Here is a 14,817-nt window from a genome sequence, read left to right as displayed (position 1 = left end):
GTAATTTAAACAAAATAACACCGAGGGCGAAATCAACGGGTTTGATTTCGCCCTTTTTGTTTCTCAAATATTAGTAAAGAACTCGCTAGGTTTTGTTTTATGCATCTCGAAAAATTCTCCGATATCTATCAGCGCGCCGCCAAGCGAAAGGGTGGAAGCGCTCAACTTGAAGCGCTTCTTTCAATCCCTTTCTCCAAACAGGAGATTTCTCAAATCCCAGATGATAGGTGGCTATCGATCTTTAGCCTAAAGGTGTTTCAGTCGGGAATGTCATGGAAGGTTGTTAGAGACAAATGGCCAAATTTTGAAGAGCTGTTCTTTGGTTTTAAACCAGAGCTGCTTTTGATGCTATCTGATGAGCATTGGGAGATGAAAGCAAGAGATCCTAAGATCATTCGCCACTTTGGTAAGGTAATGACCATTAAAACCAATGCAGAAATGTTGATGGACGCAAGGCTGACATATGGCTCATTTTCCAAGATGGTTGCCGAGTGGCCAGCAGAGAGCATCACAGGCTTATGGGAGCATTTGAAAAAACATGGTGCGAGATTGGGTGGAAATACAGGCCCATACGCATTAAGACAAATAGGTGTAGATACCTTCATTTTATCCTCAGATGTTGAAAGTTATCTGCGAAGTTACCACATTATCGACGGTGGCCGTGATACCAAAAAATCAAGAGTGGCGACTAACAAGGCATTTTGTCACTGGCAGCAACAGTCGGGAAGAAGCTTTAATGAGATAAGTCAGATTATCGCGTTTAGTTGTGGGGATAATAGGGTTTAGGGACGGGATCCTGGGTTTATGGTTTCTAGGCCCTAGGGCCCAGGAACCAGGGTCTAGTTTCCTAAACATCGCGCTATTCCCCGTCATTCCTGCGAAGGCAGGAATCTCCCCTCCTTCGATCATGATAAGTCACTAGAAACAAAAAAGGTGCTGAACCTTAGTTCAACACCTTCCATCTAAATGATTTCAGTCAGCTTAGCTTAGAAGCTGTGGCTGTACTGTAGACCTACTAGGATTGCATCTGCGCGAGTGGTTGCTGTAATTAGACCTTCATCAACAGCTTCGTCTGAACCGATTAGGTAAGTAATACCGAAGTCCATGTTCGAGTCATCGCTGAAGTGGTATGTCGCACCAGCAGAAATCCAGTTACGGTCTGAGTCAGGTACAGAGATTGAAGTGATTTCATCCTGCGCGCTTGTGTCATGCATGTAACCGGTACGAAGAGTAACTTTCTCGTTCAAGTACCAAGTACCACCGATTGCAAAGTGCCAACCGTCTTGCCACTCATATGGCTTAGAGTATGAACCGCCACCTGCACCAATAAGAGATTGGCTAGGATCTAGGTTATCAAAATCGATTTTGTCGAATGCACTCCAACCAATCCACTGAACAGAATAGTGAACAGCGAAGGCCGTTTCATTAATACGGTGGTAACCAGAGAACTCAGCCATATCTGGTAGAGGAAGGCTGATTTCTTGGCCGTAATCATCTTTAGCTGTGATTTCTGGGCTGTAGCGATACGATAAACCAAATCGGTTATTTTCATTCAACTCGTACACTGTACCAACGTTGAAACCTACGCCCCAACCATCAGCATCTTGCACATTAAGTGTTTGCAGAGGAGCGCCTAGTTCTGTAGCACCACGTCGGATAGTGCCTTTGCCGTAGATGATGTCTAGACCAGCACCAAAGCTCCACTGTTCGTTCAAACGGTAAGAGCCTGAAAGGCCGATGTTCATGCTCAGGATATCAGTTTCGCCACCGAATACTGAATTGTTCCAACGATCGCTGTCTGAGAAGTCTGTGCTAGTACCAAAGTTTGAGTACGCGTTGATACCCCACGCAAACTTATCGTTTACTGGCACGATAAGATGAATGTTCGGCGCAACTGAAGTGCCACCGATGTCATCGTAGTTTCCATTTGGATCGTCAATGCCTAGAACTTGTACATCCTTAACAGAAATATCAGTAATGATCGCTTCAAAACCAAGAGACAAAGAAGTTTTATCAAAAAGGGCCATTGTCGCTGGGTTACGAGCCATAGAAGACGCGTTATCTGCGATTACTGCGTCACCTGCAAATGCACGACCAATACCTGTTGCTGATTGTGCGTTAAGTTGGAAGCCTGCTGCGTGAGCTTGAGAAGTTGAAGCAATCACTGCTGCTGCAAGTAGAGAGCGTTTAAGAATACGCGTCTTATTCATGAAATATTTCCTTATGGTTTACGCCAAAATCCTAGCGCATCAACCGGGTCTTTTTGTCGAAGTCGGCTGATACTATTGATTATTATAAATTTAACAACTCAGACCACTACCCAAAATGGCTAAATTGTTTAGTTTTGAGAGCAATATGGTGCAATATTCGTGGAATATCGTGATTCTTAGAGTTATTGCTCTAAATCAATTGTTGATAAGAAAAATAGGTGAAAAATGATAACCCCTTAACAATTTTGAGTTGTAAGGGGTTGAAATCATTGGGGTATTATAGCTATGAGATGGGTGTTATGATGCTTGATAACCGCTTAGCAACACTTGCAACATCCTCGTCACTCTCTCCGACGAGTATCATAGAAGCAGAGCCAATGGGGACTACAGTGCCGGACATCTGGTTTTCGCTAAAGTTCACTGCATGATCTGAGCTGATATTGGTAATAAATAGGGTAATTCGCCCTTTTTCACCTTGGAAAACCATGTGCAAAGCGTTACTTTCACCAAAACCACAATGATTTAAGTAGTACACGTGGTAGGGAAAACTCTCACTAAACTGATACGCAAATGGCGTTAGCTTGGTATTGATTTGGTTAGAGTCAACCTGCTCATCAAGTTTGTCTGTAAATGGGCTTTCAGCAATCACGTGGTGTATAGCTTCATCGGCAAGGCTTGCATGGGCAACAGGTACAATATTTGCTGACCAATTCAGTTGCCCAATCATAATCCCAGCGGCAAATGCGACAGAAGCTGCGACCGCAAGACTGCGTTTGGCAAAGCTTGGGCGCACCACGTTGTCTTCAGTACTCTGATTAAACAAAATCTTATCAGCCAAACTCTCTGGCACATCGACACGCATCGCCTGTTCGATTCTCGCGTCTAGATTTAACACGTCATCGGCAAACTTGGCATTGCTGTCACTATTTGCGATGGCGCTGAGTAAGTCTTCGTCTCGCGCTTTCGGGTCAGACATGATACGGCGGCGAAATTCTAAATCATCCATTTTGCCTCCCCTGATTTGAAGTTGATGAATCAAGTAACTCTTTAAGTTGGTTTCTAGCCCTAAAAAGTCGAGTCATCACAGTATTTTTATTTAGGTCTAATATGTCACCGATCTCTTCTCCGCTGAATCCACCCACTACTTGCAGGAACAACGGCTCTCGATATTCGAGGTCAAGGCGCATTATCTGAGCTTGAAGCCACTCACTTTGATGAAAGCCATCATCGCTACTGTGCCCTTCGTTGCCAGGATCGTCTATATCGACAAGATCAAGCTGCTTTCTTTCGAAACGTCGAGCATTTTCTCGTCGAAGTATGGTGATAAGCCAAGACTTAGCGGCTTTGTCGTCTTGCAAAGAGTCCAGTGCCTTCCACGCTCTCAAACAGGTTTCTTGCACAAGATCTTCTGCAACAGAGCGATCTTTACACAACCAGTATGCATAGCGAAATAGGTCTCGATGATAAGCGCGTACGAGCGCTTCGTATTTTCTTTGTTTATCCATATTAGAGTCGACCGGAGAGGCCGAACTTTTCTTTCGAGATTTTTCTTTTTTATTAAAAATCTGCAGTATTGCCACACAACCTCCTTGGTTTATGCGTGCTTGTAGTATTCACTGTACCTATAACACTATAAAAATTGATCTACTTCAAAGAATGAATGCTCAGTTTCCCTATAGTACACCCCGTCATCTGGTCGGACATACCATTGCATAGTGAAAACAATCGCATATTGTAAGCCCACTCAAGTGACAGTTTCCTTTTAGACTGACTTCAATCTCTCACTTAACCTTTTGCCTTTTGGCTATTCACCATTTTTTAGTGAGATTTGACGATACAGTGAGTAGTACACTGTATTAACAGTACTTTATAACCGCACCCTTGAGTGCGGTTTTTTTTTGCTTAAGATCTAGTTTGCTCATTTTATCTTTTGATTTCATTAACATTCTGATTACAATGGTTGAGGTCTGACCTCTTAACTAAGGATGTGTGATGGGATTACAACAGTTGACGACCCGGCAGGGAGATAGGGTGGCAGTAGTCGCTGGGCTTCGAACGCCCTTTGCGAGACAAAGCACAGAACTCAAAGATGTGCCTGCATTAGATCTTGGCAAGATGGTGGTAAGCGAAATGCTTGCGCGTACAGAGATCGACCCGTCAATGATAGAGCAGGTCGTATTTGGTCAAGTCATCCAAATGCCAGCTGCACCAAACATTGCGCGTGAGATTGTGCTGGGTACAGGCATGGATATTAAGACTGATGCCTACAGTGTGACACGCGCTTGTGCGACCAGCTTTCAAGCGACCGCGAATGTTGTAGAGTCGATTCTCGCCGGCAATATCGAGGTGGGCATTGCTGGTGGCGCAGACTCATCATCAGTGCTACCAATTGGGGTGACTAAATCTCTAGCCTCAAATCTCTTAGCACTGAGCAAAGCTCGCTCGCTATCACAAAAGCTCAAAATCGTAAGCAGCTTCAAGGTGAAAGACTTGATGCCTGTGCCTCCCGCTGTTGCTGAATACTCTACCGGATTGTCGATGGGACAAACCGCAGAGCAAATGGCAAAGACGCATTCTATTTCTAGACAGGATCAAGATGCATTAGCGCATCGCTCCCACGCGTTTGCCGCAGAGGCGTGGAATGAAGGCAAGATCCGCGATGAGGTGATGACAGCCTACCCAGAACCTTATAAGAAGTGGATTGATACCGATAACAACATTCGCTTTGACTCCACCATTGAAGGCTACGCCAAATTAAGACCAGCCTTTGACCGTCAGTTCGGTTCGGTAACGGCAGCCAATGCTACGCCGCTTACGGACGGAGCAGCTGCGATAATGCTGATGACAGAAAGTAAAGCGAAGGCACTCGGCCTAGAGATTCTAGGGTACATTCGCTCCTATGCGTTTTCAGCCACTGGCGTTGAGAAAGACATGTTGATGGGGCCTTCGTATGCAACGCCGATAGCACTAGACCGTGCTGGAATTACACTAAATGACCTGACACTAATCGATATGCATGAAGCCTTCGCCGCTCAAGCGCTGGCGAATATGAAGATGTTTGCCAGTGATAAGTTTGCACAAGAAAAGCTAGGCAGAGATAAGGCGATTGGCGAAATCGATATGGATAAGTTTAATGTGCTGGGCGGCTCTATTGCTTATGGTCACCCATTTGCTGCTACCGGCGCTCGTATGATTACGCAAACCCTAAGAGAGCTCAAACGACGAGGGGGCGGGTTAGGTCTTAATACCGCATGTGCGGCGGGCGGACTGGGTGCTGCGATGATCTTGGAGGTGGAATAATGAGCGAGACTAAAACATTTAATCTAACCATAGATTCAGAGCAACTAGCTTGGCTATCCATTGACGTGCAGGGTGAGAAGATGAACACCCTACAAGCGGCATTCGCTGACGAGATGAACGACATCTTGGAGCAGCTTGAAGCGAAGAAATCAGAGATCAAAGGCCTGATTGTTCACTCCCTTAAACCCGATAACTTTGTGGCTGGCGCCGATGTGCGTATGCTCGATGCCTGTAGCACCGCAGAGCAAGCAACAGAGCTTGCAACGACGGGTCAGAAGATGTTTGCAAGATTGGGTGAGTTTCCCTTCTCTGTGGTCTCAGCCATTCATGGCCCGTGCCTTGGCGGTGGACTAGAGCTAGCATTAGCGTGTGATTATAGAGTGTGCAGTGATGATGATATTACTCGCTTAGGTTTGCCCGAGGTTCAACTGGGTTTGTTACCTGGTTCAGGGGGCACTCAGCGTTTGCCTCGTTTGATTGGTCTTATGGCCTCTCTTGACTTGATCCTTACTGGCAAACAAGTGAGAGCGAAGAAGGCAAAGAAATTGGGCCTTGTAGATGCCAGCGTTCCTCAGAGTATCTTGATGGATGTCGCGAAGACCTACGCCGCTAAATCTAAACCCAAACGCAAAGCGCCCGCCAAAGAGAAACTCATCTCCAGCATTGGCTTGAGTCGCAAAGTGATTTTTGATCAAGCTGCAAAGAAAACCAAGCAAAAGACGCGTGGAAACTATCCCGCTGCTGACAAGATCCTTGAAGTGATGCAGTTTGGCTTAGAAAAAGGCTTTGCTAAGGGGCTTGAAAAAGAAGCGCTTGAATTTGGCAAGCTAGTGATGACCTCTGAATCTAAAGCGCTGCGTTCTTTGTTTTTTGCTACGACAGAAATGAAGAAAGAGCACTTTGGCAATGCTACGCCTGCAAAGGTTAAGCATGTGGGTGTCCTTGGAGGCGGCCTGATGGGAGCGGGGATTGCGCATGTTTCACTGGCGAAAGCCAAGCTACCCGTAAACCTTAAAGATGTGTCTCAAGATGGCGTGCTTAATGCGCTTGGGTACAACTACAAGCTTTTAAACAAGCAGCGCAAGCGTCGCATTCTTTCTAAAGCACAGCTGCAATCTAAAATGTCTCAGCTTCGCGGCGGAACGAACTACCTAGGGTTTAATAAAGCTCAGGTGGTTATCGAAGCCGTATTTGAAGACCTTGCGTTAAAACAAAGCATGGTGAAAGAGATTGAGAGTGAGTGTTCAGATAACACTATCTTTGCGTCTAACACCTCATCTTTGCCTATTCATCAGATAGCCGAAGGTGCTCATAGGCCAGAAAATATCGTAGGCCTGCATTACTTTAGCCCAGCAGAGAAGATGCCTTTGGTTGAGGTGATACCCCATGCAACGACCTCAGATGAAACTGTGGCCACTGTGGTAGCCCTAGCTCGTAAGCAAGGCAAAACGCCGATTGTGGTCAAAGATACCGCCGGATTCTATGTGAACCGTATTCTTGCACCTTATATGAACGAGGCAGCGCAAGTATTAATGGCAGAGCAAGAAATAGAGCATATTGATAATGCCTTGCTCAACTTTGGCTTCCCTGTAGGACCTATTACTTTGTTAGATGAAGTGGGCGTAGATATTGGAGCCAAAATCATGCCCATCCTAGTCAAAGAACTAGGTGAGCGATTCCAAGGTCCAGATCTGTTCGATACCCTGCTTAATGATGGTCGCAAGGGTAGAAAGGTCGGCAAAGGGTTCTACCAATACAAAGGCAAGGACAAGAAGGTCGATAAATCTGTGTATGGATTATTGAAATTGACGCCTTCACGCAGTCTATCCGAAGACGACATTGCTCTTCGCTGCACCATTCCACTGCTCAATGAGGCGGTACGCTGTCTTGATGAAGGGATTATAGCTAGTGCACGAGACGGCGATATTGGCGCCATTTTTGGTATTGGCTTCCCACCATTTACAGGTGGCCCGTTCCGATTTATTGATACCTACGGCTTGGAGAACTTGATCGAGAAGATGAACCAATTTGAGCTCAAATACGGCGAGCGATTTAAACCGTGTCAGGGATTGCTGGATAGATTGGAATCAGGCGAGAAATTTTATAGCTGACAGGTAAGCCCATTTTGGGGTGAGACAATAAGCGAATTGAATAGGCGTAACTCTTATTAAGGGTTACGCCTTTTTTTGTAGGTAGAGTTGACTATTGTGCGTGCTAAGATCCTGATTTTCATCAGGATGACGAGAAAAAGCGTCACCCCGGAAAGCGAAGCTTATCCGGGGTCTTAGGGTGCACATTGCTACCTATCTACCTCTCAATCTTCGGCGAATAAATAGAATACGCCGTAATTTGCCCCGCCATAATCGCAGAGAACATGAACAATGCTGATAATCCAATGCTAGGGATCGGCAGTATCGATTGCTCAAACACGGACTCACTGGCGCTGACCAATACTCGGCTACCGGGTACTAGGATAATGATGCCTTGCAGAATATAGATGGAACCGGTCAGGTTCATCTTTTTTGCAATCCATGTGCCGTAGAGGGTAATAATGACCGTAGTAAGCCAAGTCCCTACAATCCAACCACTGCCAAAACCGAGATAATACGGTCCCCACATACCAAGTACAGCAACAGGCAGCCCTAGTAGCATGTCTCTTGGTTGTGCATTGAATATGATGCCGATAGCAATAGATATAATGGGTAAGCCTGCGATATGCATCCACACTGGCACATCATTGGTATAAGTCAGAGAGTCACTCATTCCCCATATTGCTTCGCCCACCTGAACGCCCATGAAGATACCGATAAAGAGCTTTATTAAGGTCAGTGCACTTTGCCCAAGTAAACTGGTTCCCGAGACAAGGTCGTTGAAGGCGAGACATTCGAGCGAGTTGGCAATGGACAAGCCGGGCACAAATAGCACGATCGCGGCGATACATAATGCATACACGGGAATGGGGAGCCCTTGGCTACTCAATCCAGCGACACAGATACCAGTGAGTAACGCCGCTATAAATTCCACCGCGATGGTACGACGCCCACGCAGCACCATTTGACAACCCCAAACCATAAACCCGAGAAAGAGCGAGCAGATGATCGCCTCAAGCGTACTGCCGATGAGCATCAGATAGGCTGGTGGAATGGACATATTTGCCAGAGCAACCGCCCAGATAGGGTAGCGAAAAGGCTCTTGTTTGGTTGCGCCATTAGGTCTTCGCAGACGTTGTATGGTTTGAGCAAGAAGGCTAAGGTCGATAGAAGCGGGCGGTAGGCGTTTCATAATGACTTTATTATTGTCTTCGGGAAACTGGTAATTAATCGATGTTGGTAGTGCCTGCAGCATAACTTGAACGTTATGTTGTTTCGCATAATGTTGAGTGAATTTTTCTACCTTATAGGGTGGGCATCCACTCTTATGCAGAGTGTTTCCAAATTCAACTATTTTGTCGAACATTTCTTGCTGGGGCATGGCTACTAACAAAGATGATTAAGAATGTCGCGAATGTAACAGATTAAGAGTATCAAAGCCAAAACATGCGCTTAGCTTTGATACTGCTTCTGTCCATATTTCAATTCGTTGCTAAGGTCAACAGACCCTAGCCAAGCTCCACATCTTTAGGCATCAGCTGAAACTCTTCAATAGAGCCTATTTCTTTACCTAGTTTCAATGGCGGGGCATCGTGGTGTTGGTTTCCTTGCGTGTGCATGACAAGGCGGTTGGCCGTTCTTGGTTTGAGCTGTTCAACAACAAAGCGAATCATATCTGCGCGAGTGAGATCGCGAATCTTATCCACCACAATCTCTCTGTTATTAAAGTCTTTATCTTTATTGCCGATAGAGACCCACAGTCTTTGACCTTTAGTTCGTAGATTATTGTCCGGCGCCATTATTTGATTGAGTAGTCCTTGCTTACTGTTTTGCCATTGCGCTTCGGTGAGCTCCAACAGCACCATATAAAACGCATTCAAGAATTCATCGATAGAAGCGACAAGGTCTATAGGAGCGGCAACGGGTGACTGAACGTAGAGGACAATGCCTGGAATGCGGTTTAGTGGCATGTTTCCTGTTCCCACCATGTAACCCAGTTGCTGCTTGGTGCGGATTTCATTGAAAAATGCCGACGACATTAGATGATTGGCTAGAGTAAAGGTGGCAATTGACGTCGGGCTAGAGTCTTTACCTTGGTGATATATAGCCACAGCAGAGTCGTCTTGATTACATTTAACCTCTCGCTGGAAAGTCCCTTGATTGCCCAGCTTCACTAGAGGGCGCAGTGACTCTTTGTATACCTGATTTTCTACACGTAATGCATTCTTCAACTCATCAGAGATTTGATGGGCCGCTTGTTGAGTCCAATCGCCGAACACAAACATCTCTACGTAGAGTTTGCCCAATAGCATAGAGACAAATTCTGGAAGTTGATCAATGGTCACTTCTTCAAGGGCATCAGCAAGTATAGCCGCGGGTGGATTGTTGGGTTGTAAGATCCCCGATAATTGATTGAACAGCTGTGAAAGTGGTCTATCTTTGCTGGCATTTCGCCATTTTCGAAGGATCTGAGCTTTAATGGTGTCAAAGCGTTGCTGCTCAAAATTTCGAGTGGCAAACTTTTCCAAGATCATCTTCAATAGCTGAGGCTGTTTTTCACTAAAGCCAGAGATAGTCAGGGTTAAGCCCCCCTGATGGGCATAAATGTTGTAGCTCATGCCTGCAATCTCAGCCTGATAAGACTGGCGAGACAAAGCCTCCATGAACAGCTCAACACACAGGCGCAGCTTCACTATGCTTTGCGGGTCTTTAACAGAGCATGGACTGTCAATGGCGATGTACAGTGATCCTTTGGGTACGCGAAAGTCCGGCTCTTGAAGGTGCCAAAGCCTTAAACCAGGCAACTCTTCAATGAGCGTCGGTAGCTTTTTGCGTTCTTCGAGTGGTTTTGGGTCTAAGTCGTAGCAAATAAACGGATTTTTACTCGGAAGTGCAAACTCATCATTAGCATGTGGATTGTTCCAGCGATGAACTTGCTCGGAACTTAATTTCTTAGATGAGTAAGGGGTAAAGTACCAATCCGCTTCTTTGTCATACTCAAGCCCTTTGGCGGTCACCCAAACGCGGAGGTTTTCTACGCAAAAATACGGGACAAAGCTTTCGATTAGTGAACGGTCGAAATCGCTCATGCGATAGTCGCCGTACAGCACCTCTTCAATGGGGTAGTGTTGTAGATTCATAACCAGATAACTGGCCAGATCCATGGGTTTCACCGATTCTTGGAAGCGAAATGCCGATTCTAAAACCGCTTGCTTCTCATGATAACGCCAATCTTCAATACCCTCTTCAAACACCAGTTTCATGTAGGAAAAGATCATCTCAATGATGTCATCAATATGATCAAGCCCTTCGGGTGTGAGCAGACAGCCGATAGTGAATTCTCGGAAGTTGCCACCACTGATACCGCCACCGGCAGCTAAAGAGGTCACCCAATGTTTATTTTTAAGAGCTAAGGTCAAGCTTCCCGGCCCTTCATAACCAATGAGATGGGCAAAATAAGACAGAGGCTTGGTGGCGTAATGCTTGTCCATATTGGGGAAAGAGAAGGAGAGGCTTAGCTTTCGCACTTCTTTTTCCGGTTCTATCTGGATATACAGTTGCTGCTCTTGCTCGGTGAGCAATGGGGTGGTGAGGGCTTTACCATTAAAGTCTTTATTGGGGATATCAGAAAATAAGCCAGTGGCTAGTTCTTCCAGTTCATCTAAAGATTGAGGGCCAACCAGTACTGCGGTCATAAGATCGGCTGAGTATTTTTCATCGTGAAAGCGAATGATTTCGTCTCTGATTGAACCACTTTCTCTGTCATTTAGCGTTTCTTCGTTGCCCACAGAGAATTTGGAAAACGGATGAGCAGGGTTCACCAGTTCTTTTTGTACTTGATAAAAGCGACGAGAATCATCATGGATCTTCATCTGGTACTCAGAGTTCACCGCTTGTCTTTCTTTGTCCAAGGCTTCTTGGTTGAATAGCGGAGAAATAAAAAACTGGCTGAATCTGGATAGAGCAGGCTCAAAGAAGTCAGGAGAAACATCGAAGAAGAAGCAGGTGTGCTCAGTACCGGTCCAGGCATTATTACTGCCCCCATGTTGGCTTATAAACGTTTGGAACTCACCGACTTTAGGGTAAGCCTTAGTGCCAAGAAAGAGCATGTGTTCAAGGTAATGCGCCAGCCCTTCACGGTCAGCAGGGTCATCAAAGTGGCCGACTCTTACGGCAAGTGAGGCAGATGAACGGAGTGCTTCGGGAGCCTGAACCAAGATAACCTTAAGTTGATTGCTTAGGGTTAAGGGACGATAGCTGTTTTTATCATTCGGGCTTTGATGCACTTAACGCTCTCCTTTGAGTTACTCACGTCCAGAGATGTTAATCTCTATCGAGGTAAACTATTGTTTTGTATATCAAGTATGGCGGAGCAATGACGTCTAGCAAACCTAAAAAGTAAATTTTTATTGAAATGCTAGCTCAATCAGAGATAACCCTACTGGTTATGGTGTACTCTTTCATGAGGCAGTCACAAGTTTAGGATAGAAATGAACGTATTTATCATGCGCCATGGAGAGGCGGGAAGCTTTGCAATAAGCGATGCAGAACGTACTCTGACTCAGCGTGGAGAACAGCAATCATTAGAGGTCGCTAAAGCTGTGGTAGGGCAGGGTGTGTCCCATTTTGATCTCGTGTTAGTCAGTCCTTACATCCGAGCTCAGCAGACGTGGGATGTGATTAAAGAGCAGTTCTCGGCGACAAAGGTTGAGGAGTGTGCGGATATTACGCCCTATGGCCAGTCCGATGACGTCTATCAATATGTGTGTGCAATCGCAGACACACAGCAGCCGAAGTCCATTCTTCTTGTCTCGCACTTGCCTTTGGTGGGCTATCTAACCGCTGAGTTTGTTAATGATATGAGCGCGCCTATGTTTCCAACCTCGGGCTTTGCTGCCATAGACTTTGATCTTGAGAGCAGTAATGGCGAGTTGATGTGGCATATTGCACCTTAATTTGCCTATAAAAATTCACACACAAAAACGGCGACCTCAGGTCGCCGTTTTTAATAGTGTGGTTACTTATTTAGGCATAATCACAGTATCGATCACGTGAATAACGCCGTTTGATGCCTTGATGTCGGTCGCGGTTACCGTGGCATTGTCTACCATTACGGTGCCGTCCATCACTTTAATCATCACCGTGCCACCTTGCACTGTTTGTGCTTCACTCAGTTTCACAACATCGGCTGCCATTACCTTTCCTGCCACCACGTGATAGGTCAAGATTGCCACCAACTTATCTTTGTTTTCTGGTTTTAGTAGCATTTCCACTGTGCCGTCGGGCAATTTGGCAAACGCTTCGTTGGTGGGTGCGAATACCGTGAATGGGCCTTCGCCTTTCAGCGTATCAACCAGTCCTGCTGCCTGAACCGCCGCGACTAGCGTTGAAAAATCGTCATTGCTTGCCGCCACATCAACAATGTCTTTTTTCATGCCGTGATGGCCAGCATAGATATTAAAACTTAGCGCCAGTAAACCGACCAACCAAACTGCTTTTGTTGCGAGTTGTGTGAACATAACGTATCCCTCGTGTTGTCTTGTTGAATATCCAAATGCTTTGGATACATGCAACATTGATTACGCAACGAGGGAGCAAAGGATCATTATTTTTCCGGAATAGAGAGCAATACCAACAGGGCACCCGCGCCGCCAAACTCGAGAGGGGCTTGGTGATAAGCCATGACATCAGGGTGCTGCGCCAGCCACAATGGAACCTTCTGTTTGAGAATATGCTTACCAATGCCATGCATCACGCTGGCACAGTGCACGTTTTCTTTGATGCAGTGCGCAATCATTGCGCCAAGTTCACGCTTCGCTTCTTGTTGAGTCATGCCATGCATGTCTAAATAAACATCGGGTACGTAAACGCCGCGTCGCAATCGCTTCACTTCGTATTTAGACACATCGCTTCGCGCATAACGGGTAGGGCCGTCGTCACTGAGCATAGGTTCGAACTCATCAGAGAAGAAAAATTCGTTGTCTTTGGCTTCTCTACTGAACCTTTGCTGTTGTTTTTGCTTTGTCTCTCTTTTTGGCGGTTGGATTATGGTATCCTGTTGCAACTTTTTAACGCCCTGTACTGCTTCTTTAAACAAAGCAAAGTCATCATCACTTGGCTTATCGGATTTGTTCATGGGATTAGTTTTCTGATCTATCTTTGATTGGGCAGTATTGTAGCGCTTTTTGGAGAAAATTTTGGATAAGATTTTTGTAGATGAAGCAGTGTCGGAACTTCACACACTGCAAGACATGATTCGTTGGACAGTTAGTCGATTCAACGCGGCGGGACTATTTTATGGTCACGGCACAGATAATGCGTGGGATGAAGCTGTACAATTAATCCTGCCTTCACTCTATCTACCCCTAGATGTGCCTTCGCATGTCTTAAACTCGCGCCTGACTAGTAGTGAACGCTTACGTGTCGTAGAGCGAGTCATTCAGCGTATTAACGAACGCACTCCAACCGCTTACCTGACTAACAAGGCATGGTTCTGCGGTATGGAATTCTTTGTTGATGAAAGAGTACTAGTGCCACGCTCGCCAATTGGTGAGTTGATCGAAAGTCATTTCCAGCCATGGTTGGTCGACCAGCCAACTCGTATCATGGATATGTGTACGGGTAGCGGTTGTATTGCTATCGCGTGTGCGCATGCCTTCCCTGATGCTGAAGTTGACGCGATTGATATTTCTTCTGATGCGCTAGAAGTGGCAGAGCAAAATATTCAAGACCACGGCCTAGAGCTTCAAGTGACGCCGATTCGTTCAGACTTGTTCCGCGATTTGGTTAAAGAGAAATACGACCTGATTGTGACTAATCCACCGTACGTGGATGAAGAAGACATGAACAGTCTGCCAGAGGAATTTAAGCATGAGCCTGAGTTAGGCTTAGCGGCGGGTACTGATGGCCTTAAGTTAGTGCGCCGTATCCTTGCTAATGCCCCTAATTACTTATCAGAAAATGGCATCCTGATTTGTGAAGTGGGCAATTCAATGGTTCACATGATAGAACAGTACCCACAAATTCCATTCACTTGGATTGAATTTGCGAACGGTGGTCATGGCGTATTCATGTTAACTCGCGAGCAGCTCGTTGACTGTGCAGACGAATTTGCTCTGTATATCGACTAGTTTTAAGAACTAAATTGAATAACGGCACCCATGGAGGTGCCGTTTTTTGTTGTCAAAGATCTTTACAATAGAGTGTGATAAGGCGAG

General features: G+C 45.8%; 12 protein-coding genes. 5 read left to right on the top strand and 7 right to left on the bottom strand.

What is annotated here, in order from left to right:
- Positions 1 to 99: 99 nt before the first annotated feature.
- Positions 100 to 786: a DNA-3-methyladenine glycosylase I gene (locus A6E01_RS08600; RefSeq protein WP_065210074.1), complete on the top strand. Its 687-nt coding sequence runs from the start codon at positions 100 to 102 to the stop codon at positions 784 to 786.
- Between the two features lie 200 nt (positions 787 to 986).
- On the opposite strand, the gene A6E01_RS08595 is transcribed toward A6E01_RS08600, so the two are convergent.
- The 3 genes from A6E01_RS08595 to A6E01_RS08585 all read right to left on the bottom strand — a co-directional run bounded on the left by A6E01_RS08595 (position 987) and on the right by A6E01_RS08585 (position 3,790).
- Positions 987 to 2,210: an outer membrane protein transport protein gene (locus A6E01_RS08595; RefSeq protein WP_065210073.1), complete on the bottom strand. Its 1,224-nt coding sequence runs from the start codon at positions 2,208 to 2,210 to the stop codon at positions 987 to 989.
- Positions 2,211 to 2,493: 283 nt separating this feature from the next.
- Positions 2,494 to 3,216, bottom strand: a complete 723-nt coding sequence (locus A6E01_RS08590) for a DUF3379 family protein (RefSeq protein WP_065210072.1) — start codon at positions 3,214 to 3,216, stop codon at positions 2,494 to 2,496.
- On the bottom strand, positions 3,209 to 3,790 hold the full coding sequence (locus tag A6E01_RS08585; RefSeq protein WP_065210071.1) for a sigma-70 family RNA polymerase sigma factor: 582 nt from the start codon (positions 3,788 to 3,790) through the stop codon (positions 3,209 to 3,211). Before A6E01_RS08585 ends, A6E01_RS08590 begins: the two co-directional genes overlap by 8 nt.
- A gap of 412 nt (positions 3,791 to 4,202) precedes the next feature.
- Here A6E01_RS08585 and fadI point away from each other — a divergent pair, with 412 nt between their 5' ends.
- On the top strand, positions 4,203 to 5,510 hold the full coding sequence (fadI, locus tag A6E01_RS08580; RefSeq protein WP_065210070.1) for an acetyl-CoA C-acyltransferase FadI: 1,308 nt from the start codon (positions 4,203 to 4,205) through the stop codon (positions 5,508 to 5,510).
- On the top strand, positions 5,510 to 7,621 hold the full coding sequence (gene fadJ, locus A6E01_RS08575; RefSeq protein WP_065210069.1) for a fatty acid oxidation complex subunit alpha FadJ: 2,112 nt from the start codon (positions 5,510 to 5,512) through the stop codon (positions 7,619 to 7,621). Before fadI ends, fadJ begins: the two co-directional genes overlap by 1 nt.
- A 196-nt stretch (positions 7,622 to 7,817) precedes the next feature.
- On the opposite strand, the gene A6E01_RS08570 is transcribed toward fadJ, so the two are convergent.
- Positions 7,818 to 8,981: a threonine/serine exporter family protein gene (locus tag A6E01_RS08570; protein WP_017032479.1), complete on the bottom strand. Its 1,164-nt coding sequence runs from the start codon at positions 8,979 to 8,981 to the stop codon at positions 7,818 to 7,820.
- Positions 8,982 to 9,108: 127 nt separating this feature from the next.
- A complete protein-coding gene (locus A6E01_RS08565; RefSeq protein ID WP_065210068.1) occupies positions 9,109 to 11,886 on the bottom strand; it encodes an insulinase family protein in 2,778 nt (925 codons plus the stop codon).
- A gap of 204 nt (positions 11,887 to 12,090) precedes the next feature.
- On the opposite strand from A6E01_RS08565, the gene sixA reads away from it, so the two are divergent.
- A complete protein-coding gene (gene sixA / locus A6E01_RS08560) occupies positions 12,091 to 12,555 on the top strand; it encodes a phosphohistidine phosphatase SixA (RefSeq protein WP_017027792.1) in 465 nt (154 codons plus the stop codon).
- Positions 12,556 to 12,621: 66 nt separating this feature from the next.
- Here sixA and A6E01_RS08555 read toward each other — a convergent pair whose 3' ends face one another.
- Positions 12,622 to 13,119, bottom strand: coding sequence for a fasciclin domain-containing protein (locus A6E01_RS08555; RefSeq protein WP_017027793.1), 498 nt, complete (start codon positions 13,117 to 13,119; stop codon positions 12,622 to 12,624).
- Between the two features lie 86 nt (positions 13,120 to 13,205).
- Entirely contained in the window at positions 13,206 to 13,736 is a 531-nt protein-coding gene (smrB, locus tag A6E01_RS08550; RefSeq protein ID WP_017027794.1) for an endonuclease SmrB, read from the bottom strand.
- A 61-nt stretch (positions 13,737 to 13,797) separates the two neighbouring features.
- Between smrB and prmB the strand changes: the two genes are divergently transcribed.
- Positions 13,798 to 14,730 (top strand): 50S ribosomal protein L3 N(5)-glutamine methyltransferase, encoded by a 933-nt coding sequence (gene prmB, locus A6E01_RS08545; RefSeq protein ID WP_017027795.1) that lies wholly within the window; start codon positions 13,798 to 13,800, stop codon positions 14,728 to 14,730.
- Positions 14,731 to 14,817 lie beyond the last annotated feature (87 nt).

Source organism: Vibrio breoganii, assembly GCF_001677275.1.
Lineage (GTDB): Bacteria > Pseudomonadota > Gammaproteobacteria > Enterobacterales > Vibrionaceae > Vibrio > Vibrio breoganii.
Note: the sequence above shows the minus strand (reverse complement) of the source record. Positions and strands in the feature narration are given on the sequence as shown.